19 protein-coding genes are annotated in these 21,766 nt (G+C 73.8%); 7 read left to right on the plus strand and 12 right to left on the minus strand.

Translation table 11 applies throughout. The features are described 5' to 3' along the window. Positions 1-47 precede the first annotated feature (47 nt). Positions 48-3,167 (plus strand): BTAD domain-containing putative transcriptional regulator, encoded by a 3,120-nt coding sequence (locus ACQEVZ_RS28910; RefSeq protein ID WP_433372170.1) that lies wholly within the window; start codon positions 48-50, stop codon positions 3,165-3,167. On the opposite strand, the gene ACQEVZ_RS28915 is transcribed toward ACQEVZ_RS28910, so the two are convergent. Together ACQEVZ_RS28915 and ACQEVZ_RS28920 are read right to left on the minus strand one after the other, a co-directional pair. Beyond that, positions 3,141-3,944 carry an ABC transporter permease gene (locus tag ACQEVZ_RS28915; RefSeq protein WP_433372173.1) on the minus strand — a complete coding sequence of 268 codons (804 nt, stop codon included), beginning with the start codon at positions 3,942-3,944 and terminating at the stop codon, positions 3,141-3,143. The genes ACQEVZ_RS28910 and ACQEVZ_RS28915 overlap by 27 nt on opposite strands. Beyond that, positions 3,941-4,897, minus strand: coding sequence for an ATP-binding cassette domain-containing protein (locus tag ACQEVZ_RS28920; RefSeq protein ID WP_344501241.1), 957 nt, complete (start codon positions 4,895-4,897; stop codon positions 3,941-3,943). The genes ACQEVZ_RS28915 and ACQEVZ_RS28920 overlap by 4 nt, the downstream gene beginning before the upstream one ends. A gap of 123 nt (positions 4,898-5,020) precedes the next feature. Between ACQEVZ_RS28920 and ACQEVZ_RS28925 the strand changes: the two genes are divergently transcribed. From ACQEVZ_RS28925 to ACQEVZ_RS28935, 3 genes are read left to right on the plus strand one after another with little or no spacing between them, the layout of a single operon-like run. Continuing rightward, a complete protein-coding gene (locus tag ACQEVZ_RS28925; protein ID WP_433372177.1) occupies positions 5,021-5,524 on the plus strand; it encodes a SigE family RNA polymerase sigma factor in 504 nt (167 codons plus the stop codon). After that, on the plus strand, positions 5,521-6,672 hold the full coding sequence (locus ACQEVZ_RS28930) for a hypothetical protein (protein WP_433372180.1): 1,152 nt from the start codon (positions 5,521-5,523) through the stop codon (positions 6,670-6,672). Before ACQEVZ_RS28925 ends, ACQEVZ_RS28930 begins: the two co-directional genes overlap by 4 nt. Before the next feature lie 20 nt (positions 6,673-6,692). Further along, a complete protein-coding gene (locus ACQEVZ_RS28935) occupies positions 6,693-7,319 on the plus strand; it encodes an FMN-binding negative transcriptional regulator (protein WP_433372183.1) in 627 nt (208 codons plus the stop codon). 565 nt (positions 7,320-7,884) lie between these two features. Here the strand turns inward: ACQEVZ_RS28935 and ACQEVZ_RS28940 are convergent. Continuing rightward, positions 7,885-8,256, minus strand: a complete 372-nt coding sequence (locus ACQEVZ_RS28940) for a VOC family protein (RefSeq protein ID WP_433372186.1) — start codon at positions 8,254-8,256, stop codon at positions 7,885-7,887. Between the two features lie 51 nt (positions 8,257-8,307). Beyond that, complete coding sequence (locus ACQEVZ_RS28945) at positions 8,308-9,348, minus strand: suppressor of fused domain protein (RefSeq protein WP_433372189.1); 1,041 nt, start codon at positions 9,346-9,348, stop codon at positions 8,308-8,310. Between the two features lie 59 nt (positions 9,349-9,407). Here ACQEVZ_RS28945 and ACQEVZ_RS28950 point away from each other — a divergent pair, with 59 nt between their 5' ends. Beyond that, entirely contained in the window at positions 9,408-9,869 is a 462-nt protein-coding gene (locus ACQEVZ_RS28950; protein ID WP_344501247.1) for a PPOX class F420-dependent oxidoreductase, read from the plus strand. 90 nt (positions 9,870-9,959) lie between these two features. Here the strand turns inward: ACQEVZ_RS28950 and ACQEVZ_RS28955 are convergent, their stop codons facing one another. Beyond that, entirely contained in the window at positions 9,960-11,330 is a 1,371-nt protein-coding gene (locus tag ACQEVZ_RS28955) for a hypothetical protein (protein WP_433372192.1), read from the minus strand. Continuing rightward, entirely contained in the window at positions 11,327-12,637 is a 1,311-nt protein-coding gene (locus ACQEVZ_RS28960) for a helix-turn-helix domain-containing protein (RefSeq protein ID WP_433372195.1), read from the minus strand. The genes ACQEVZ_RS28955 and ACQEVZ_RS28960 overlap by 4 nt, the downstream gene beginning before the upstream one ends. Before the next feature lie 205 nt (positions 12,638-12,842). Between ACQEVZ_RS28960 and ACQEVZ_RS28965 the strand changes: the two genes are divergently transcribed. Next, positions 12,843-14,156 (plus strand): carbohydrate-binding protein, encoded by a 1,314-nt coding sequence (locus tag ACQEVZ_RS28965; protein ID WP_433372198.1) that lies wholly within the window; start codon positions 12,843-12,845, stop codon positions 14,154-14,156. 10 nt (positions 14,157-14,166) lie between these two features. Here the strand turns inward: ACQEVZ_RS28965 and ACQEVZ_RS28970 are convergent, their stop codons facing one another. From ACQEVZ_RS28970 to ACQEVZ_RS28980, 3 genes are all read right to left on the minus strand, one after another. Continuing rightward, entirely contained in the window at positions 14,167-16,509 is a 2,343-nt protein-coding gene (locus tag ACQEVZ_RS28970) for an ATP-binding protein (RefSeq protein ID WP_433372201.1), read from the minus strand. Between the two features lie 675 nt (positions 16,510-17,184). Beyond that, positions 17,185-18,000: a hypothetical protein gene (locus tag ACQEVZ_RS28975; RefSeq protein ID WP_433372204.1), complete on the minus strand. Its 816-nt coding sequence runs from the start codon at positions 17,998-18,000 to the stop codon at positions 17,185-17,187. A 174-nt stretch (positions 18,001-18,174) separates the two neighbouring features. Next, a complete protein-coding gene (locus tag ACQEVZ_RS28980; protein WP_433372207.1) occupies positions 18,175-18,846 on the minus strand; it encodes an alpha/beta hydrolase in 672 nt (223 codons plus the stop codon). 66 nt (positions 18,847-18,912) lie between these two features. On the opposite strand from ACQEVZ_RS28980, the gene ACQEVZ_RS28985 reads away from it, so the two are divergent. Further along, on the plus strand, positions 18,913-19,851 hold the full coding sequence (locus ACQEVZ_RS28985; RefSeq protein ID WP_344501254.1) for a helix-turn-helix transcriptional regulator: 939 nt from the start codon (positions 18,913-18,915) through the stop codon (positions 19,849-19,851). Between the two features lie 19 nt (positions 19,852-19,870). On the opposite strand, the gene ACQEVZ_RS28990 is transcribed toward ACQEVZ_RS28985, so the two are convergent. The 3 genes from ACQEVZ_RS28990 to ACQEVZ_RS29000 are packed head-to-tail and all read right to left on the minus strand — an operon-like array spanning position 19,871 to position 21,707. Next, on the minus strand, positions 19,871-20,182 hold the full coding sequence (locus ACQEVZ_RS28990) for a DUF5808 domain-containing protein (protein ID WP_344501255.1): 312 nt from the start codon (positions 20,180-20,182) through the stop codon (positions 19,871-19,873). A gap of 32 nt (positions 20,183-20,214) precedes the next feature. Continuing rightward, positions 20,215-21,381, minus strand: a complete 1,167-nt coding sequence (locus tag ACQEVZ_RS28995; protein WP_433372211.1) for an RNA polymerase sigma factor — start codon at positions 21,379-21,381, stop codon at positions 20,215-20,217. Then, complete coding sequence (locus ACQEVZ_RS29000) at positions 21,378-21,707, minus strand: YciI family protein (RefSeq protein ID WP_433377049.1); 330 nt, start codon at positions 21,705-21,707, stop codon at positions 21,378-21,380. Before ACQEVZ_RS29000 ends, ACQEVZ_RS28995 begins: the two co-directional genes overlap by 4 nt. Positions 21,708-21,766: the final 59 nt, after the last annotated feature.

A 21,766-nucleotide genomic window follows, 5' to 3' on the forward strand; every position in this document is an offset into this window, starting at 1 on the left:
CCTCCCCCGGGGCGTCCGTCTGCCCGGACCCCCGGCATGATCGAGCCATGCGCGTCACGACACTGGGGGAGCTGGCCGTCGACGGCCGGCCGGTGAAGGGCGCACGGCTGGCGGCCGTGGTGCGGGCGCTGGTCGAGGCGCGTGGGCGGGCGGTGTCCGTCGGCGCGCTCGTCGACGCCGTCTGGGACGACGGCCCGCCCGACGACGCGCCCGGCGCGGTGCAGGCGCTGATCTCCCGGGCCCGGCGGCTGGGGCTGCCGATCGCCGCGGCCCCCGGCGGCTACCTGCTGCCCGCGAGCGCCGTGGAGGTCGACGCCGTCGTCGCGAGGTCGCTGCTCGACGACGGCCGGAAGGCGCTCGACGCCGGCGACCACGAGCGGGCACGGGAGGCGGCCCGTGCGGCGCGGGCGCTGTTCCCCGAGGTGCCGGACCGCCCGACCCCGCTCCTCGCCGACGTCGCCGGGCTCGCCGCGGAGGCCGCCCTCGCCGCCGGCGCGCCCGCGGACGAGACCGATCTGCGCCGCCTCGTCGCGGACCAGCCGCCGCACGAGCCGTCGGCGGTGCTGCTGGTGCGGGTGCTCGCCGCGCAGGGCCGGGACGCCGAGGCCCTCGACGTCGTGGAGCGCCTGCGCGCCGCCCTCGCCGACGGCTACGGCGCCGACCCGTCCGCGGCGGTCGCGGCGGTGCACGTGGCGCTGCTCCGGGGGGAGCTCGCCCCGCGGGCGGAGCCCCGAACGGCGCTGCCGGCGGGCTGGCGGCGGGCGGTGACAACCCTGGTCGGGCGCGACGGCGACGTGACCGCGGTGCGCGCGGCCCTGGCGTCCGCGCCGCTGGTGACCGTGGTCGCCGCCGGCGGGGCCGGCAAGACCCGGCTCGCCGCCGAGGTCGCCCGGCTGGCCGTGACCGAAGGGCGGCCCGTCCACGTGGTGGAGCTGGCCGCCCTGCGCACCGACGCGGACGTCCTGCCCGCCGTCCTCGCCGCGGTCGGTGCGGCGGACCTCGCGGCCGGCACGGCGGAGTGGCGGGCGCTGGGTTCGCGGGAGCGGCTCCGGCTGGCCGTACAGGAGCTGCGCGGTCTTGTGGTGCTCGACAACTGCGAACACGTCCTGGACGGCGCCGCCGGGGCCGCCGCGGAGCTCACGGCGCTGGCCGAGGCGCCGGAGCTCGCCGTGCTCGCGACCAGCCGGGCGCCGCTGAGCCTGCCCGGCGAGGTCGTGCACCGGCTCGGGACCCTGGCGGACGACGCCGCGCTCGACCTCCTCGACGCGCGGGTCCGGGCCGGCGGCGGCGTGCCGGCCGACCCGGACCGGGCCCTGGAGCTGTGCCACCGGCTCGACAACCTGCCGCTCGCGCTGGAGCTCGCCGCGGCCCGGCTGCGGCACATGCCGATCGACGACGTCCTGGCCGGGCTCGCCGACCGGTTCGGGCTGCTCGACGCCGCGCTGCGCGGCCTGCCCGACCGGCACGCGAGCCTGTGGGCGCTGGTCGACTGGAGCCGCGAGCTGCTCGGCGCCGCAGACCGGGAGCTGCTGGAGCGGCTGGCGGTGATCCCGGCGCCGTTCACCGCCGCCCTGGCGGGCGCCGTGGTCGGCGGCCGGGACGTCCGCCGGGGGCTGGCGACGCTGGTCGAGCAGTCGCTGCTGGTCCTGGACGCGGGCGAGGACGGTGCGCTGCGGTACCGCATGCTGGAGACGGTCCGCGAATACGGCGAGGTGCGCCTCGACGGCGCCGGCACCCGTGACGCGGCGATGGAGGGCCTGGTCCGGTGGGCGGCGGCCGAGTCCGCCGACCTCGCCGCGCGGTTCCGGTCCCCGGCGCAGCTGCCGGCGTTCCGGCGCTGCTCGGCCGAGCAGGACAACCTCGTCACGGCGCTGCGCTGGGCGCTGGAGCACGAGGACGACGCCGCGACCGTCGACGTGATGCTGCCGCTGGCCCACCTGTGGACGGTCCGCGGCCTGCACGCCGAGGTCGTCGCCTGGACGCTGCGGGTGTTCCGGGTCGGCGACCCGCTGGCGCGGCGCCGCTTCGCGCTCGCCTCGGTCGACGCCGATCGGGCCACCTGGCTGTGCCTGTTCACCGGGCTCAACGCGTTCGTCCGGGACACGACCCGCCTCTTCGCGCTGGTCCTGCGGATGCTGCGAGCCCTCGGCACGCGGCGCGCGGAGATCTCGGACCGGGCGTGGACGCTCGCCTCGATGGTCCGGCGGCTCGCCACGCCCTACCTCGACCACGCGGCCGGCGCGACCGCGCTCATCGCGGACCCCGACCCCTACGTGCGCGGCTTCGGCTACTACTTCCGGGCCACCGTCAACGAGAACCTGGGCGCGCTCGCCGAGTCCGTCGCCGACGCGACCGACGCGTACCGGTGCTTCGAGGAGGTCGGCGACCACTGGGGGATGGGCACCGCCGCGCAGAGCATCGGCGCCCGCGGCGGCCCGGGCGCGCACGAGTGGCTGCGGCGCAGCGAACGGCACATGGACCTGCTCGGCGCCACCGAGGACGTCGGCTCGATCCGGGTGATGCTCGACGCGCGGGCGGCGTTCGGCGGCGACGCGGCCGCGGCGGAGCGGCTCAGGGCGGTGGCGGGCTCGCCCGACAGTCAGGAGCACGACGCCGGGCTGGCGTCCCTGGTGCTCGCCCAGCTGGCGATGGCGCACGACGACCACCCTGCGGCGCTGGCACACATGACGCGGGTCGTGGCCCTCGTCGACACGATGGAGCCGGTCGTCCCGCAGCTGCGGGTGCTGTACCGCAGCGCCGTGGCCGTGCTGTGCCTGGGGCTGGACGACGCCGACCGGGCCGCCGCGTTGCTGCTGCTGGCGTGGGACGAGGCGCTGTCCACGCAGGACGTGCCGATCCTGGGGGCGTGGGCCCTCGCGGGGGCGGCGCTGGCGGCTCATGGCGGGCTCGGTGCCGCCGACGAGCTGTGGACGCTCGGGCTGCGGGTCGGCGGCAACCCCGAGCACCTCTTCCCCGGCGGCGACTTCCCCGTCGGCTCTGGTGGCTCTGGCGGCTCCGTCGGCTCCGTCGGCTCCGGTGGCTCCGGTGGCTCCGGTGGCTCCGGCGGGGACGGCGGGGACGGCTGGGGATGGCGCGAGCGGCCGGTGACCGAGGCCACCGACCGCATCCGCGCGCTGATGTCAGACCTTCTTGCGGTAGGCGGCTAGCGCGAGGGGCATGAACACCGCGACGAGGGCGGCGCACCAGCCGAGCGTCCACCACACGTGGTCGCCGACCGGGGTGCCGAGGAACAGCGCCCGCATCGACTCGACCAGGTGCGTCAGCGGGTTGACCTTCACGAACCCCTGCATCCAGCCCGGCAGCGTCGCCACGCCGACGAACACGTTCGACGCGAACGTCAGCGGCATGATCACCAGGAAACCGACGCCCTGCACCGCGCCGGACGTGCGCACCAGCATCCCCACGAACACCAGCGCCCAGCTCAGGCACAGGCCGAACAGCACCGCGAGCAGGCAGCCGGCGACCGCGTGCACCGGGCTGGCGTGCAGCCGGAACCCCATCAGGTAGGCGAACGCGAACGTCGAGATGCTCACGACGACGTACCGGACGACGTCGCCCAGCACGGCGCCGATGAGCGGCGCGGAACGGGCGATCGGCAGCGACCGGAACCGGTCGAAGATGCCCTTCTCCAGGTCGCTGTTGAGGTTGACGCCGATCGAGATGGCGCCCATCGCGACGGTCTGGGCCAGGATGCCCGGCATGAGGAACTGCAGGTACTGGTGCGTGCCGCCGGCGACCGCGCCACCGAAGATGTACACGAAGATGACCATGAACAGGGCCGGCTGGACCGTGACGTCGATCAGCGCCTCCGGGGTCCGCCAGGTCTTGATCAGGCTGCGTTTCGTGAGCTCCAGCGAGTGGCGTACGCCTCGGAGCGGGCCCTTGTGGATCCTGTTCTCGGGCAGGACGGCTACGGCGGTCATGCGGCGACCTCTTCCTTGGGCTTGCCGGTCAGGGTGAAGAAGACCTCGTCGAGGCTGGGCAGGTGCATCGAGAGCTCGGTGACGGCGATCCCCGCCGTGGCGAGCCGGGCGACGGCCTCGGTGAGCGCCTCGTCACCGGCGACCGGCACCGACAGGACGCCCTTGCGGGTCTGCTCGGCGGTCTGCCCGCCGGTGGCGACCGCGGCCAGGATCAGCCCGGTCTTCTCCAGGTCGGCCGGGTCCGTGGGGCGCACCTCGAGGGTCTGCCCGCCGACGATCCGCTTGAGCCGGTCCGGCGTGTCGTTGGCGATGACCCGCCCGTGGTCGATGACGGTGATCTCGTCCGCCAGAGCCTCGGCCTCCTCCAGGTACTGCGTGGTCAGCAGCACCGTCGAACCGTCGCGGACCAGGGTGCGCACGACGCCCCACATGTCCTCGCGTTTTGACGGGTCCAGGCCGGTCGTCGGCTCGTCCAGGAAGATCACGTCCGGCCGGCCGACGAGGCTCGCGGCCAGGTCGAGCCTTCTCCGCATGCCGCCCGAGTAGGTCTTCGCGGGCCGGTCCGCGGCCTCGGTCAGGTCGAACCACTCCAGCAGCTCCGCGGCCCGCGCCTTCGCCGCCGGCTTGCGCAGGTCGAGCAGCGTGCCGAACAGCACCAGGTTCTGCCGGCCGGTCAGGTCCTCGTCGACGCTCGCGTACTGGCCGGTCAGCCCGATCCTGGACCGCACCCGCTGGGCGTCGCGGACGACGTCGGCGCCGCCGATCCGGGCGCTGCCGGCGTCCGGGCGCAGCAGCGTCGACAGGATGCGCACGGCGGTGGTCTTGCCCGCGCCGTTGGGGCCGAGCACGCCGTGCACGGTGCCCCGGGGGACGGCGAGGTCGACGCCCTGCAGCGCCCTCGTCTCCCCGAACCGCTTGACGAGGCCCTCGGCCTCGACCATCAGATCCGTCATGCCACCACCGTGCGCGGCCCCGCTGACACGGGACCGACACGGCGCCGACACGACTTTTGAACCCCGTGCCGGGCGGCGAGCATCTTCATGTGTGACGCCGGTTGGTTTTCGTGGAGGTCACCCTTGCGCGCCGAACAGGAGCACGAGTACGTCGAGTACGTCCGGGCGCGGATCCCGCGGCTGCACCACGTCGCCTACCTGATCCTCGGTGACGGCGACCGGGCAGACGACGCCGTGCAGAACGCGCTCACCGTGCTGTACCGCCGCTGGCACCGCATCTCGGACGTGTCGAACCTCGACGCGTACGTGCACACCATGGTCGTCCGGGCGTGCCTCGCCGACCGGCGGCGGCCCTGGTCGCGGGTCCTGCTGCGGGACGCCGCCCCGGACGGCCCGGTGGCCGGCGGCGAGGGGCGGGTCGACGAGCGGCTGCTGATCCGGCAGGCCCTCGACCAGCTCCCGGAGCGTCAGCGGGTCGTCGTCGTCCTGCGCTTCCTGTGCGACCTGCCGGTCGCCGAGGTCGCCCAGCTGATCGGCCGCTCCGAAGGCACGGTCAAGAGCCGCACCGCCTATGCGCTGGCCGCCCTGCGCCGCGCGATCCCCTCGACCACCTGGAGCGCGTCATGATCGACGAGCAGCTTCGTGACTACGCCCGGCGTACCTCCAGCGCCTCGCGCCTGCGCGCCGAGGACGTGCTGGTCCGTGCCCGCCGCTCCCACCGGCGCCGGCAGGTCGCTCTGTCGGCGTTTTCCGCTTTTGTACTGGTCGCAGTCGTCGCCGTGGCCCTGCGGCCGTCCGGGGCCCGGCCACCCGTGCCGGCGATCACGGGTGCCGCGCCGGACGGCTGCTCGGTGCGGTCCCTGCCCCTGCCCGCCGGCATCACCGGCGGCTCCGTCATCGCCGCGGACCCGACCGGCCGGTACGTCCTCGGCGTCCCCTTCCCGAGCGACGACATGGCCCCCGCCGTGACGATCCTGTGGACCGACGGCACCCCCCGGCTGCTGCCGACCGGCTTCGCCGGGACCGCCGTGAACGCCTCCGGCCTCGTCGCCGGCATCAGCGGCCGGCTGGAGGACCGCCGGGCCGCCGTCTTCCGCGACGGCGCCGTGGTGGACCTGCCCGCCCCCACCGGAGCGACCTTCTCCGAGGCCGTCGCCGTCAACGCCCGTGGCGAGATCGCCGGCACCGCGTACCTCCCGGGCACCCCGGACTTCTCCGCCCGCGCCGTCGTCTGGCCCTCCGGCCAGGGCACCCCGAAGCTGCTGCAGTCGGGCGGCAAGGACACCTTCGCCGCCGGCGTCGCCGACGACGGCACGGTCGTCGGCACCATCGGCACCCGCGAGCACCCGTACCGCTGGACCGCGGCTGGCGCCGGCACCGCCCTCCCGCTGCCGTCCGGCTACCGCGGCGGCGAGGGCCAGGCGGTCGCCGGCGACTGGGCGGTCGGCACCGCCTCCACCAGCCGCGGCGGCGAGGACGGCAAGGATGAGCTCACCGCCGAGTCCGTCGTCGTGCGCTGGAACCTGCGCACCGGCGCTCTCGACCACGGCATGCGCATCGTGCCCACCTCGGTGTCCGCCGCCGGCGCCCTGGCCGGCCGCGTCGGCAGGGACGAGCCCGGCATCTGGCGGGACGGCACCGTCGTCCCGCTGCCGATGCTCACCGGCGGCACCCGCGGCGCCGCCGCGACCATCGTCGGCGACGGCCACACGGTGGCCGGCTGGAGCGCCACCGCCTCGGGCCTTCCCGCGCCGGTGCTCTGGCAGGGCTGCTGAGGGTCTCTAGGCTTGAGCTCATGTACGTGCCTGCGCACTTCGCCGCCCCGTCCGAGGCCGCGGTCCACGAGCTGCTGTCCCGCCCGGCCGCGAGCGACCTGGTCACGTGGGACGGCCGGCAGATGGTGGCGACCACCCTGCCGCTGCTCTTCGACCCCGACGCCGGTGCCCTGCTCGGACACGTGGCCCGCAACAACACCCAGTGGCAGCACACGGCCGCCGAGGCGCTGGTCATCGTCCGCGGCCCGGACGCGTACGTCACCCCCTCCGCCTACGCGACGAAGCACGAACACGGCCGCGTCGTGCCGACCTGGAACTACATCACCGCCCACGTCTACGGCACGCTCGTCGCCCACGACGACCCCGCCTGGACCGAGACCCTGGTACGCCGCCTCACCACCCTCCACGAGTCCGCCCGCCCGTCCCCCTGGTCGGTCGACGACGCCCCCCGCCCCTTCATCGAAGGCCAACTCCGCGCCATCGTCGGCGTCGAGATCGCCATCACCCGCATCGAAGCCAAGTGGAAGCTCAGCCAGAACCGCTCCCCCGCCGACATCGCCGGCGTCCGCGCCTCCCTCGCCACCGGCACGGCCCCCGAACGCCAGGTAGCCGCCGCGATGTCAGACACCCCCCACCCACCCGCCTAACTCGCTGGCTGGTGTTGTAGGTCACCGGCTGGCCATCCCGCCACGCCGACGCGTGTCGCGGTTGGACACGGCAGCGCCTGTGCTGCGTCGCGGGTCAGGTTTGGCCGATCCCGCCGGTGTCGACATGCGTTGGGGCTGGGACGTGGATGCGCGTGGGCAGCGTGGTGGGGCGCGGCTTGGTGATACCGCCGTGATGATCCCGCGCGGGTCGCGGTTCGGGGGTGGCCGGGCGTGGTGCGGTGTTGTGGGTTGCAGAACGGCGTCGTGGGTTACGGTTTGCGCCGTTCCGCCGTGATGACCCGTGCCGAGGTTGGGTGTGGTGGAGCGTAGGCGGCGTGGTGAGGGCGCAGCTGGGTGCTTCCGCCGTGATGGTCCCGCGCGTCGCGGTTCGGGGATGGCCGGGCGTGGTGCGGTGTTGTGGGTTGCAGGGCAGCGTCGTGGGTCAGGAGAGTTGAGACGCTCCGCCGTGACGACGGGCGTTGAGGCCGGGCGTAATGCGGTGTTGTGGGCAGGCGAGGCTGCGGTGTGGGGTGGGCGCCGCTCACCGATTCCGCGGCGTTGTTGGTCAGGGAGCGGGGAGGTGGCAGACGGCCTCGATGTTGTTGCCGTCGGGGTCGCGGAGGAAGGCGCCGAAATAGTTGGGGTGGTATTCGGGGAACAGGCGTGGGGCGTGGAGGACCTCGGCGCCTAAGGCGACGCCCGCCTCGTGGAAGGCGATGACCGTGTCGCGGTCAGCGGCGGAGAACGCGACGTGGACCTCGCGCTGGACGACGTCGACGGTGACCGGGCCGAGCCAGAAGTCGGGCTTGGTGACTCCGTAGCCGGCGACGCCGGGGAACTCCATCATGCGTTTCGCGCCGAGCGGGGCCAGCACAGCGTCGTAGAACGCCTTGCTGGCATCGAAGTCGGCGACCTGGATCCCAAGATGGTCGAGCATGCCTCCATTCTAAGAAACCGACCGACATTTTCCGTGGGACCGGCCAAGGGCTCAGCCGATGCGCTCCACGACGTTGCCGTCGCTGTCGCGGATGAGGGTGGGGCGGACGTCGACGATGAGGCCGGGGGCTTCGGGGACGGGGGACGCGCCGGCCAAGGGGACGAGGACGCCGGTCAGGTTGTCGAGGGCTTCTTCCGTCAGGACGATCCTCAAGAGGGTGCCGTCGCTGTTGGTGCCGAGGCCGAAACTGCCGGAAGAGAACTCGACGCTGCTGTCGGGGCCGTCGATGACCAGGGTCCGGCCGAATCGCAGCCGGCCGCGGAGGATGGCGGCGATGCGTTCGACCGCGTGGGCGCCGACGATGAGGCGGTACCCGTCGCCGTCGGGCAGCCAGGCGAACTCGGCGACGGCCAGACTGCTCGTGGAGGAGCCGTCGCGGCGTCGGCCGGCGGCGACCTTCTCGGCGAACGCGGGAATGTCGGTGAACGAGGTGCGGCCCAGATCGGTGATGAACAGCGGCGCGTATCCGGCGGCGAGCTTGAGCACTGCCTCGGTGCTCCAGGTCTGGGTCGCCGCGTATTCGCCCAGGGTCAGCCCGAACACCTGCAGGAATCGCACTCTGCCGAACGGGGTGTCGATGACGCCGAGCTCCGGATCCTCGAGGAAGGAAATGGCGCGGATCCGGGTCTGGTACTCCAGCGCGATCGGACCGTTGAGGTCCATCTGATGATTGGGCGCGAAACCGTTGCCGCTGCTGAAGTTGTACCGGGCGAGGTTCTGCAGGAAGTTGGCGGCCCAGATGGGCGGCTCGGTCTCGCGCGGCGCGCGACGCACCCGGAATGTGAACTCGTAGCCCCAGCCGGACCATTCCGCGTCTGGATTCGGCGCCGAATACAGCTCACTCATGCCGTAGCTGACGATGTGCCAGTGCGGGACCGGTGTGTCGCGGGCGTAGAAGCTGATTCCGTCCAGCGGATCCGGGCCGCCGAGCGACCATTTCAGCAGCGTGGCGTAGTGCTTGGGCTCGATGCCGGGGTAGAGGCGGTCGAGCGCGGCGTCGATGGCGTCCCAGCCAGGTGCGTCGGAGGTCACCAGCCGACCTAACCACAGTTCGGAAATCCTTCAACCCTTGGTGCGACTAGGGTTGAGGCATGGCTCGTACCATCGCGACGAACACCGACGTGGACCGCTCCGGACTGATCGAGTTCCTCCGCACCCGGCACCGGGCATTGATCATCACCACTCGCGCGGGCGGGCGGCCGCAGGCCTCGCCGGTCACCTGCGGCGTCGACGCGGAGGGCCGGATCGTCATCTCGACGTATCCGGAGCGCGCCAAGGTCCGCAACGCCCGCCGTGACGAGCGCGTCTCGGTCGTCGTGCTGTCCGACGAGTGGAACGGCCCCTGGGTCCAGGTCGACGGGGTCGCCGAGGTGCTGGACCTGCCGGAGGCGTTGGAGCCGCTGGTCGAGTACTTCCGGTGCATCTCCGGCGAGCATCCCGACTGGGACGAGTACCGGGAAGCGATGCGCCAGCAGGGCAAGTCGCTGCTGCGCATCACGATCGAGTCGTGGGGGCCGATCGCGACGGGTGGGTTCCCCGCGCGACTGGCCTGACCCGCCACGGCTGCCCGACCCGCCACGGCTGCCCGACCCGCCACGGCCTGCGGCTTGCCGCGGCCTGCCTGACCGTCGCGGCCTGCCCGGCTATCCGGCGTGGGTGTCGACGGCGGTGAGGCCGTCGGCGAGCACGGCCAGGGCGTCGTCGGGCCGGCGCATCGCGGTCAGCAGGTCGGCGAGATCGAGGGAGAGCTGGGCGAGCTCCCGCCGCGGCCCGGTCCCGCGATGGATGGCGATCGCGGCCCGGAGGTGCCGCTCGGCCGACTCGAGATCGCCGGCGTCCTGGCTGAGCAGGGCATGGACCCGGTGCGCACGAGCCCGGCGCACCTCGCCCGCCGACCCGCCGCCACCGGTACGGTCGCGGCGGTGGCCTTCGAGGTCCGCATCGGCATCGCCGTTGCCCCCAGCAGTGCCGCCGTGAGCGCCGGTGCCGGGGGCGATCAGAGCATCCGCGTCCGGCTCGGCCACAAGATCTGCTTCCGGCGCGATCGCAGGATCCGCTGCCGACAGCAGGGCACGCGCCGTCGCCGGATCGCCCAGCGCCCGGTGCACCTCCGCCAGATCCACCAGCGCGTCCAGCGCCTCAGGCCCCGTCGACCGCTGCCGCGCCGCCGTCAGATCGGCCAGCGCGCCCGCCAGGTCGCCCGCCGCCAGCCGCGCCCGCGCGCGGATGCGGAACGCGCCCGCGATCTCGTCCGCCAGCCACGACTCCAGCACCGCCGCCCCGGCCGCGGCCAGCGCCGCCCGCGCCTCCGGCAGATGGCTCGACGCCGCCAGGGTCCGGGCCGTCGCCACGAACGCGGACACCGCCTCGGCACCAGGCCCGGCCAGCGCGAGCGCGGTCGAGGCCGCCGGTGCCGCGTCCTCGCCCAGGTCGTGCTGGCACAGCGCGAGCAGCGCGTGCACCGCCAGCACCGACGCCGGATCCGGCAGCCCGGCACGGTGCAGCTCGTCGCGGAAACCCGTCAGCAGATACGCGGCATAGCCCGGATCACCCTGCAGCCGTGCGCACAGCGCGAGCCCGGCCACCGCGGGAGTCCGCAGATGGGCCAGCGTCGGCGGGACCAGCCGCCGGGCCCGCTCGAAGTGCGCGACGGCGTCGTCGGCCGCGCCGGCCGTCAGGCGACGCCGGCCGAGCACGACCTCCGCCGCCGCCCGGCGGGTGTCGAGCGCGGTCGGGTCGGTGGCGAGCTGCTCGTACCAGGGCTGGGGCTGCACCTCCTCAAGCAGATCGATCTCGATGGACAGCGCGTCGCCGGGGTGGCGGCCCGTGGTGAGCTGCGTGACGTCGACGCGGAGGCGGGCCGCGAAGTGTGCGAGCGCGTCGCTGGACGGGACGCGGTGACCGTTTTCGACGGACGAGACATAGGCGGCGGTGTAGTTGGGCTCGGCGAGGTCGCGCTGCGTCAACCCCTTGCCGGTGCGCAGTGCCTGGATCCGTTCACCGACCCCGCTCACAGCGATCCGCCCTCAGGCAGCCGGGCCGCGGCGAGCAGCCCCCGCCGGAAGCTCTCCGCCGCACCCTCGACGTTACCCCCGGCCCGCCGTTGCTCGCCCAACAACCTGCTCGTCGTCACGAGTTCGGCAACGAGCCCTGACTCTTCGTAACGATCCGCGGCGGCGCTGAGCAGCTGGTCCGCAACAGGAGACCCGGGGGAGCGGGCACCCGCGATCCGCCCGAGGATTCGGTCGGCCTCGGCCATGCACTCCTGGTGGGGGGTGCGGCGGCAGATGTCGACGGCCTCGCCCGCGAGCCGCTCGGCCTCGTCCAGGTCGCCGTCGAGCCGGCGCGCCTCCGCGAGCTCAAGGGTTGCGCCGGCCAGGTCCTGCACGGCGCCGACCTCGCGCAGGATCGCCCTGGCCTGCTCGAAGCGCTCCGCGGCCTCGCGGACCCGTCCGACGCGGCGCAGCACGTAACCGTGCGCCCATTGGCAGATGCCGATCTCGCGGGTGAGCCCGAGCGAGGTGTAGATGGCCAGGGCCTCGCCGAGCAGCCGCTCGGTGTCGGCGAGGTCGTGGTCGCGCCGCTGCTGGGCGACGGTGACGCTGAACTGCGCGAGCCACTCGCGGTTGCGCACCCGCGGTAGCAGCGGCAGCGCCTCCCGCTCCAGCCGGCGGGCCCGCTCGCGCCAGTCCAGCTCCAGGAACGTGTACACCAGTGCGCTCGTCAACCGGACCTGCGCGTCGGGATCGGGGTCGGCCGCGGCGCGGACGGCGCGCAGCTCGGCCTCGAGCAACGTGATCGCCTCGCCGGTGGCGCCGGTGATCTGCAGGCAGTAGGCCTCCCGCGCGACCACCGCGGCGCGCAGCGTGACGTCCTGCTGCTCCAGCAGGGTTTTCGCGCCGGCGTACCGCTGGATCGCCGCACCCACGTCGCCGCGGTGCAGCGCGACGTCCCCGGCGAGGTGGACCGCGCGGCACTGGAGCTCCGGCAGCGCGTACCGGCGCGCCAGCTCGGCGACCTCGTCGGCCTTCGCCGCCGCCTCGGCCGTGCGGCCGCGGGACAGCTCCCGGCGGGCCTCGGCGAGCTCGCCGGAGAGTGTGCCGGCCAGGTCCGCCGGGCGGCCGTGGCGCAGGTCGTCGGCGTCGACCCCGAGCGCGCCCGCGATGTGGGCGAGCGTCTCGGTATTCGGCACGCGCACGCCGCCCTCGATCGCGGCCAGGAACGCGCGGGTGTACCGCGGCTCCGCCACCTCCCGCTGGGTGAGCCCGCGGTCGAGGCGCAACCGCCTGATCCGCGCGCCGAGCGACTCGTCCTCCGTCACCGCGTCACCTTCCCACATCACCTGTGTATTGACAGCCGACTGTGCGCGTCCTAGCGTTCACGCAACAACGACGGTAACTGGAGTTAACAAGCCAGTTGCGCACCTCCCACGATCTCCGGCGTCGGGATGCCGGGTGCCTCCCCCGTCCCGATGCCGGACACCACCGCCAGCACCCCCAACGCTGCACTTCCGGGAAGGAACTGCGATGCGCAGAACTGCCCTGGTGCTGTCCGTCACCGTGACCGCCGCCCTGGTCACGACCGGCGTACTCACCCACAACGCCCTGGCCGGCACCGGCGTCGCCGACACCGCGGCGGCGCCACCGGCCGGGGTCGCACCCGCTGTCTTCAGCGCGATGCAACGCGACCTGCACCTCACCCCGGCGCAGGCCCGCGACCGTCTCACCCTCGACGGCCGCGCCGCGACCACCCAGCAGGTCCTCCGCACGACCCTCGGCGCCCGCTACGGCGGCACCTGGGTCGCCACCGACGGCAGGACCGTCACCGTCGGCATCACCGACGCCGGCCAGCAGCAGAGCGTCCGCAACCTCGGCGCGACCCCGACCCTGGTCAGCCGCAGCGAGGCGCAGCTCGACGCGATCGTCGCCAAGCTCGACCGGCACTCGTCCGCCGCGCCGCGCACCGTCAAGGGCTGGTACGCGGACCTGCCCACCAACTCCGTCGTCGTCCTCGGATCCGGCGCGCAGGGCTTCCTGGCGGCGGCCGGCGTCGACCAGGCCGCGGTCCGCGTCGAGGCGACCAGCGAGGACCCGAAGCCGTACATCGACGTGGTGGGCGGCAACGCGTACTACATCGGCAGCGGCACCAGGTGCTCGATCGGCTTCTCCGTGAACGGCGGCTTCGTCTCCGCCGGCCACTGCGGCACCACCGGCGCCCGCACCACCCAGCCGAGCGGCACGTTCCGCGGGTCGAGCTTCCCCGGCAACGACTACTCGTGGGTCCAGGTCGACGCCGGCAACACCCCGCGCGGCCTGGTGAACAACTACAGCGGCGGCACCGTCGCCGTCGCCGGGTCGACCGAGGCGGCCGTCGGCGCCTCCGTCTGCCGCTCCGGCTCCACCACCGGCTGGCACTGCGGCACGATCCAGCAGAAGAACGCGTCCGTCACGTACTCACAAGGCACCGTGACCGGGCTCGTGCGCACGAACGCCTGCGCCGAGCCGGGCGACTCCGGCGGCTCGTGGCTGTCGGGCACCCAGGCGCAGGGCGTGACCTCCGGCGGCTCGGGCAACTGCACCTCCGGCGGCACCATGTACTACCAGCCCGTCAACGAGATCCTTCAGGCGTACGGGCTGACCCTTGTGACCTCGGGTGGCGGCCCGGGTCCGACCGCGACGGCCACGACGACGAGCCCGCCGCAGGGCGGGACGTGGGCGCCGAACACCGTGTACGCGACCGGCGCGACCGTCACCTACGGCGGCCGGTCCTACCGCTGCCTGCAGGGCCACACCTCGCAGGTCGGCTGGGAGCCACCGAACGTACCGGCGCTGTGGGCGTGACGGTTTCGACTTAGTTCGCGGGTATGGGGAGGAGCGGGCCCGACAGCGTCGTCGGGCCCGCTCCGCGGTGCTGCAGCCGGCTGCGCACCTCACCGGCCTTCGGGTGGGCGAGCACGTCCAGGGTGCTCAGCGACCGGGTCCACGCCGCCCTCGCCTGATCCCACCGGCCCGCCGCGGCCCAGGTGTCACCGAGCCGGATCGACGTGTCGGCCTCGTTGAACCGGTCGCCCTGCTCCGCGTAGCGCAGCAACGCGTCCTGATAGCGCTCGATCGCCCGGTCATGGTCGCCGAGGCGGTGGTGGATGTACCCGAGGCTGTCCAGCGTCGCCGCGACACCGGCCGCGTCGCCGAGCGCCCGTTGCAGCTCCAACGCCTCCTCGCAGCACTCGAGGGCCACGTCGTGGTGCCCGAGCCGGGCGCGGTGCCAGCCCGCCGAGTTCAACGCCCGGGCCTGCCCGACCGGGTCGTCCGCGAGCCCGAACAGCTTCAGCGCCCGCTCGTCGTGCGCGACCGCCTCCGCGAACCGGTCCTGCGTCTCCAGCAGCCAGGCCAGCGCGTGCTGGCACCGGGCCGCCCCCGCGTGGTCGGCCAGCTCGACGAACAGGTCGAACGCAACCCGCAGGTGCCGCCGCGCCTCCTCGTGCCGCCCGCTGCGGATCAACCCGCCGGACAGGCTGCGGTGCGCCAGTGCGAGCGCCGCCCGGTCACCGAGCCGCTCGGCGGCGCCGACCGCGGCCCGCTGCGTGGCGATCCAGTCGCCCCAGCGCCCACTCCTGTCGAGGTGGTCGGCCATCGCCCAGGCCAGGCGCCACGCCTCCCGGTCCGCCCCGCACGCCACCGCCAGCTGCACGGTGCCGATGAGCGCCGTCCGCTCCTCCTCGAACCACGCCGCCGCCTCCCCGTCCGGGACCTTCCGCGCGGCGGGTGCGGGCAGCCCCGCCGGGTCCCGCGAAGGATTGAGCGCCATCGCCGCGGCCGTGGCCGCCTCGACGTAGTGCGAGATCAGCCGCTTACGCGCGGCGGCGCGCTCCGGGGCGGGGTCGGCGACGCGGGTGAGATCGGCGGCGTACGCACACAGCAGGTCGTGCATGCCGAACCGCCCCGGCCGTCCCTCGATCACCAGCTGCGCCCGTACAAGCTCCGCCAGCAGCGGCAGGACCGTCTCGCGCGGCAGCCCGGCGATCGCCGCGGCGGCCGCGATCCCGAGCTGCGGGCCGGGGTGCAGGCCGCCGAGCCGGAAGAGCCGCTGCGCGTTGGGGCTGAGTCGCTGGTACGACCACGAGAACACCGTCTCGACGTCGGCCTTCGGGTCGTCGGACCGCAGCGCGTCCAGCCGGCTGCGCGCCCCCGTCAGATCCGCGGCGATCGCGGCGAGACTGAAGTCCGGATGCAACGCCGCCCGCGCCGCCACGACCGACAGCGCCAGCGGCAGCCGCGCACACGCCGCGACGATCGCGTCGACCGCCGCCGGCTCCCGCTCCGCCCGCGCCGCGCCGATCCGCCCCGCGAGCAGCGCCCTGGCCTCGCCGACGTCGAGCAGGTCGAGCGTCACCGGATACGCGCCATCGGCCGCCACCAGTTCCGTCAGGTCCGACCTGCTCGTGACCAGCGCGAGCGCCGCCCCCGTGCCCGGCAGCAACGGCCGCACCTGCTCAGCCGTCGACGCGTTGTCCAACACGATCAACATCCGCTTGTCGCGCAGGAGTTGCCGGTACCGCCGAGCCCGCGCCCCGGCGTCCGCGGGCACCTGCGCCGGCGGCACCCCCAGTAACCCCAACGCGACACCGAGCGCGTCGAACGGGCTGACCGGGTCGCGGCTGCTCGGCCCGAACCCACGCAGGTCCAGAAACAGCTGACCGTCCGGAAACGTGCGCGTCATCCGATGCGCCCAATGTACGGCCAGCGCCGTCTTCCCGACCCCCGCCGTCCCCGACACCACGATCGCCCGCCGCCGCCGGTCGAGCAGCCCGTCGAGGTGAGCGAGCTGCCCCGTCCTCCCGGCGAACATGGCCAGATCCGCCGGCAACTGCCGCGGCGCCTCATCCCCCTTGGGCACCCCGGCCGCCCGCAGCTCCTCCACCCTGTCCCGCGCCGACGCCAGCGCCCGCTGCTCGTCCGGCGTGGCCCCGAGCAGCCTGACCAGCTCGTCGAACCGATCCGTCGGCGGCAGCACCCGCCCGGCCAGATACTCCCCGACGATCCCGTGCGACCACCCCGTCAGCGCCGCGATCCGCCGGTACGTCAACCGCGGCTGCCCCGCCCGCCCCGACTCCCGCACCCGTAACTCCCGCAGCACCCGAGCAAGCTGCCCCATGGTGCCGACCTTCGCCGCGTCCTCGAGCAACTCGTCCACTGCCGCCGATTCCTCACGTCGCGCCCGCCCACCCCCGCGCCCTGCCAGTGTCGCGCGCCCCCGCAACCCGCCGGTCCCCCCGAGCCCGCGGTTCTCGATCGAAGGACGCTTCTGGCCACCCCAACGACCGGATCCATCCTTCGATCAAGAACCCCCGGACCGTGGCAGCCTGCGACCGGACGCGGTGCCGGCCGTGATCGGCTGAGCATGGAGTCCGGGGCAATATCTTGTGGGCACATGGACGCGGCGATCGCTCCGGCCCGGTGGCTGACCTGCGACTGCCAGCCTTGCTTCCCGCGGCCGACGCGAAGGCGCCGGCTCGAACCTGCGGACGCGTGGCAGGCAGCGAACGCCTTGCCCCGCGACTGGATGCGGGTGCCGGCCCACACCTGGGAAGCGCACGGTCCGGTGACCGCCACCCACTCCGGCGGCGACCGCCGGTGCCGGCTCAGCAACCACGGAGGCATACAGGCTGGGCGCCGCTGTCCGTCCTGCCTGCAGCTGCCGGCGCCGCCATCCACCCTTGGCGCAGGCTTCCGACACGCGGGGCGGGACAGACTCCCCGGGGCGGGGCGGGGCGGGGCGTTGGCTCAGGTCATGGGTCTGCGGTCTGGTGAGGGCCTCCTGTCCGCGGCCGGGTGTGGGCGCGTGGGGGTGAGAGGTCGGGGAAGTGGGTCACTGGAGGCGGCGGATCTCGCGGGGGAGGCCGCGCATCCAGGCGCGCAGCAGCGGGGTGACGGTGCGGACCAGCGGGCTGGCGGGGGCGTCGTCGATCGGGGAGGTGAGGGTGTCGGCGGCGAAGATGAAGGGGTCGATCAGCGGGGTGGGGCGGTGCCTGTCGTGGAGGTCGCTGCGCTGCAGGGCGTCCTCCACCAAGGTGCGGAAGGCGGCGGCCGGGACGTCTTCGCGGACGGCGCGGATGGCCTCGTGGAGGTGGCGGCGGACGCCGAGCTGCTGCTCGTGGGCGGGGGAGCCGACGCCGACGAGGAAGGTGAGGTAGGTGCGGGTGAGGCGGCCGTCCTCGCGGTCGAGATAGCACTCGACGGAGCGGGTCCAGCCCGCGCGGGCGACCGAGAACCCGAGGCCGGCGACGGTGCCGTCGGCGGCGACGAGGCGGTGGCAGCCGCCCGCGTGCTGGGGGCCGGCGAGCTCCGGGGACCAGACGGGGCGGCGGGCGCCGGCGGCGACCATGCGCTCGACCGCGGCCGCGGACGCGTCGGCGACCCGGCCGCCGGCGACGCTGCCGAGGCCGAGGACGACGGCTGGGGCCATGGGGGTGGTGGCGCGCTCGAAGCTGGGGATCACGTCGGAGAGCAGGACGGCCTCGAGGGTGCTGCCGGCAGTGACGTGGGCCATCGGGTCGCCGATGGTGAGGGCGGCCATCGACACGAACGCGGCGCCCGCGAACTCGGCGTCGGTCGGGTCGTCGTCAGGGACCAGGGCGGCGGGCCCGCCGAGGATGCGCCGCAGGAGGGGGTCGACGTCGCCCACGACCGCGGCGAAGAGGCCCGGCGGACCGGCCGCGGTCGAAGGAGCGCGCCGGTGCGGCGTGCGGCGGTGGACAGACTGCTGACGGTGCCTGCGTTTGTGGCTACGACCACGACTCCCCGGACCCATGCCAGCAGTCTGCACCTACCCCCCGACAAAAAATCGCCGCACACACCGTCAATCCCCGTGCCGACCTGCGCAAAACAAAATCACAGCGGCCAGGTCCGCCGGGCGGCTGAGCATCGGCCAGTGGCCGGTCGGCAGTTCGTGGACGCGGTAGTCGCCGCGGTCCAGGCCGGCGAAGAAGGGATGGTCGCCGTCGATCATCTGGTGGACGTCGGCAACGGCGAACGTCGAGCAGATCAGGTCGGTCGGCGGCTGCGCCGCGGACGAGAGCCGCAGCGGCGACAACGCGCTGGCCAGCGGGTGTGGGACGGCGCGGGAGAACTGTGACGGATGCAGGCCGGCGAACTGCACCGGGTCGTCAGCGGGGTCGAACGACGGCGGCGGGATGAACACGCCGTCAGGGGAAGCCGGCGGGGACACGTCGGCCTGCGAGACGCCGTCCGGCAGAGGGCCGCTGTCCACATAGATCACTCGTGAAACCTTCAAAAAGTCCGCCGCGCCCCGGACCGGCAGACCGCCGTAGCTGTGCCCGACCAGCACCACCTCCGCGGCATCCGCGACGGCGGCGGTGACCTGCGTGATGTGGTCGTCGAGGGTGGCGCCCGCGCGCAGGTCGAGGCTCAGCGCGGTCACGTCGTGGCCGGCGGAGCGCAGCGGCGCGGCGACCGCGTCCCAGGCCCAACCGCCGAGCCACATACCGGGAACAAGGATGAAGTGCGTCATGCCACGACCGTAGGACGATATCCGGGCGGATCACGCCCTGATAAAAGTCCTGATAAGAAGAAGAACATGTCGACCGGCAAGGTGCTCGCGATGCTGGAGCTGCTCCAGGCGCAGCCCGGCCTGACCGGGCCCGAGCTGGCGCGCCGCCTGGAGGTCGACGGCCGCACGGTCCGCCGGTACGCCACCACCCTCGCCGACCTGGGCGTCCCGGTGCAGGCGGAGCGCGGGCGGTACGGCGGCTACCGGCTGCTGCCCGGGTACAAGCTGCCGCCGCTGATGCTGACCGACGACGAGGCGGTGTCGGTGGTGTTCGGCCTGCTGGCCGCGGAACGGCAGGGGGTGGGGGCGCCGGCGGCGCTGGCCAAGGTCGAGCGGGTCCTGCCGGCCAGGCTGCGCGAGCGGGTCCAGGCGGTCCGCGAGACGCTGGGGTTCACCGCCGTACACGCGGAGAAGAAGGCTCCGGTCGAGCAGCTGCTCGCGCTCGGCGAGGCGACCCGCGCGCACCGGCGGGTCCGGCTGGCCTACCGGTCGTGGCGCGACGAGGACACCGAGCGCGACTTCGACCCGTATGGCGTCGTCGTCCACAACGGACGGTGGTACACCGCCGGGCACGACCACCGCAGCGGCGAGATCCGCACGTTCCGGCTGGACCGGATCCGGTCGATCACGAGCCTGCAGGTGTACTTCGAGCCGCCGCCCGACTTCGACGCCGTGGCGCACGTGCTGCGGAAACTGGCGGCGGTGCCGTTCCGGCACGAGGTGGAGGTGGTGTTACGCGCCGAGCTCTCGGACGCCGCGAGCCGGATCCCGCCGGCGGTCGGGACGCTCGCCGTGCACCCGGACGGCGTGCTGCTGACCTGCCGCGCCGAGCGCCTCGACGGGATGGCGCGGATGCTGGCCGGCCTCGGCTGGGACTTCACGATCAGGCGCCCGGAGGCGCTGCGCGACGAGGTGCGCGCGCTGGCCGCCCGCCTCGGCGAGAGCGCCGGGCGGCCCCGTGGCTGAAGCGGTCGAAGGGTGAGCGTCAGTCCCGGGACAGGGCCGTGCTGAGCACCACGGACGCCACCAGCGAGCCGATCATCAACCAGACCAGCCGCCACGTCCACTTGTGGCCGAAGTTGAGCGTCCACCCGACGCCCTGCCGCTTCGGCACGAACAGCGCGGGGTCGTCCGGGTTGACGTAGAAGACGCCGCGCCACGCGCGCGGGTCGGCGCTCATCCCGCGCGCGTCGCCGCCGTCGCGACGCTTCGGTGCCGGGACCGCGACGATCGCAAGGGCGAGGACGGCGACCATGAAGGTGATCGCGAGGATCTCGGCCAAGGCTGCGTGGTTCACCATTCGAGCGTGCCACCGGTTGTCACGGTTCTTCAAGTGCGACGCGTCATAAGGTACGCCCGCTGCACATCGTTGCCGGCCAATGCGGCGGCCCGGCCGAACGCCTCCCGCGCCTCGGCGACGCGGCCGAGCCGGCCCAGCAGATCACCCCGCACGGCGTGAAACACGTGGTAGTCGGGCAGATCGAGGGCCTCGACCAGGGCCAGCGCCGTCTCCGGTCCGGTCACCTCGGCGACGGCGACCGCACGGTTGAGCGCCACGACCGGTGTGGGTGACAGGTGCAGCAGCTGGTCGTACAGGCGCAACACCTGCGGCCAGTCGGTGCTCGGCCCGTCGGTGTGGACGGCGTTGATCGCGGCCTGCAGCTGGTAGACGCCGGGCCGGTCGAGCTCCAGGCATTGTCTGACGAGTCCGTGGCCCTCCGCGATGAGGCCGGCGTCCCACTGGCCGCGGTCCTGGTCGCGCAGCAGGACGAGCGCCCCGTCCGGCCCGGTGCGCGCGGGTCGCCGCGCCTCGATGAGCAGCATCAACGCGAGCAGCCCGGTGACCTCGGGCTCGTCCGGCAGCAGCCGGTGCAGCAGGCGGCCGAGCCGGATCGCCTCCGCGCACAGGTCGTCGCGGACGAGCCGTTCGCCGGAGCCGGCGGTGTACCCCTCATTGAAGATCAGATAGATGACGGCGAGGACGGGCGGCAGCCGCGCGGGGAGCTCCTCGTCCGATGGCACCCGGTAGGGGATGCGGGCGTCGCGGATCTTCTGTTTCGCCCGCACGATGCGTTGTGCGACGGTCGTCTCGGGCACGAGCAGTGCCTGCGCGATCTCCACGGTGGACAACCCGCCGAGCAGCCGGAGCGCCAGTGGCACCTGCGCTCCCATCGACAGTGCTGGATGGCAGCAGGTGAAGATCAGCCGGAGCAGGTCGGGACCCTCCTCGGGAGGGCCGTGCAGCAGCGCCGCCTCCTGGTGCTTCCCGGAGCGCTTGGCCTCCCGGCGCAGCCGGTCGATCGCCCGGTTGCGGGCGGTGGTGATGATCCAGCCGGCGGGGCTCGGCGGCGGGCCTTCCGTGGCCCAGTGGGCGACGGCCGTGGCGAACGCCTCCTGCACCGCCTCCTCGGCGAGGTCGATGTCGCCGAGCAGCCCGACCAGGACGGCGACGGCGCGCCCGTACTGTTCCCGGAAGACCCGCTCCACCGAGGTCAACGGAAGGGCCGGACCTCGATCGGCAGCCGCGAGGCGCGCATCAACCTGTCCGCCCACGCCAGGGCGGCCGCGCGGTCCTCGACGGCGATGACGCAGAACCCGCCGAGATGCTCCTTGCCCTCGGCGAACGGGCCGTCGCTGACGAAGCCCGGCCGCAGCACGGTCGCCGTCGACGGCGGCAGGAGGCCACCGGAGAACACCCACACGCCGGCCTCGCGCACCTCCCGGTCGAACGCGGTCACGTCCGCGTCGATCGCCGCCATCTCCGCCGGCGACGGAGGCTCGCCCTCGCTGGGCTCGACCACGCTGAGCAGGTACTGCCGCATGGTCACCTTTCTACCCCAGCGTCCACGTATTCTTTTCTGCGGCATCTTCACGGAAGGGG

Origin of the sequence: Dactylosporangium sp. CA-152071 (genome assembly GCF_050936335.1) — a bacterium.
Classification (GTDB): domain Bacteria; phylum Actinomycetota; class Actinomycetes; order Mycobacteriales; family Micromonosporaceae; genus Dactylosporangium; species Dactylosporangium maewongense.

Coding starts and splice junctions, on each gene's coding strand:
- ACQEVZ_RS28910 (WP_433372170.1), top strand. CDS start 48: ATGCGCGTCACGACACTGGGGGAGCTGGCCGTCGACGGCCGGCCGGTG.
- ACQEVZ_RS28915 (WP_433372173.1), bottom strand. CDS start 3,944: ATGACCGCCGTAGCCGTCCTGCCCGAGAACAGGATCCACAAGGGCCCG.
- ACQEVZ_RS28920 (WP_344501241.1), bottom strand. CDS start 4,897: ATGACGGATCTGATGGTCGAGGCCGAGGGCCTCGTCAAGCGGTTCGGG.
- ACQEVZ_RS28930 (WP_433372180.1), top strand. CDS start 5,521: ATGATCGACGAGCAGCTTCGTGACTACGCCCGGCGTACCTCCAGCGCC.
- ACQEVZ_RS28935 (WP_433372183.1), top strand. CDS start 6,693: ATGTACGTGCCTGCGCACTTCGCCGCCCCGTCCGAGGCCGCGGTCCAC.
- ACQEVZ_RS28940 (WP_433372186.1), bottom strand. CDS start 8,256: ATGCTCGACCATCTTGGGATCCAGGTCGCCGACTTCGATGCCAGCAAG.
- ACQEVZ_RS28950 (WP_344501247.1), top strand. CDS start 9,408: ATGGCTCGTACCATCGCGACGAACACCGACGTGGACCGCTCCGGACTG.
- ACQEVZ_RS28965 (WP_433372198.1), top strand. CDS start 12,843: ATGCGCAGAACTGCCCTGGTGCTGTCCGTCACCGTGACCGCCGCCCTG.
- ACQEVZ_RS28980 (WP_433372207.1), bottom strand. CDS start 18,846: ATGACGCACTTCATCCTTGTTCCCGGTATGTGGCTCGGCGGTTGGGCC.
- ACQEVZ_RS28985 (WP_344501254.1), top strand. CDS start 18,913: ATGTCGACCGGCAAGGTGCTCGCGATGCTGGAGCTGCTCCAGGCGCAG.
- ACQEVZ_RS29000 (WP_433377049.1), bottom strand. CDS start 21,707: ATGCGGCAGTACCTGCTCAGCGTGGTCGAGCCCAGCGAGGGCGAGCCT.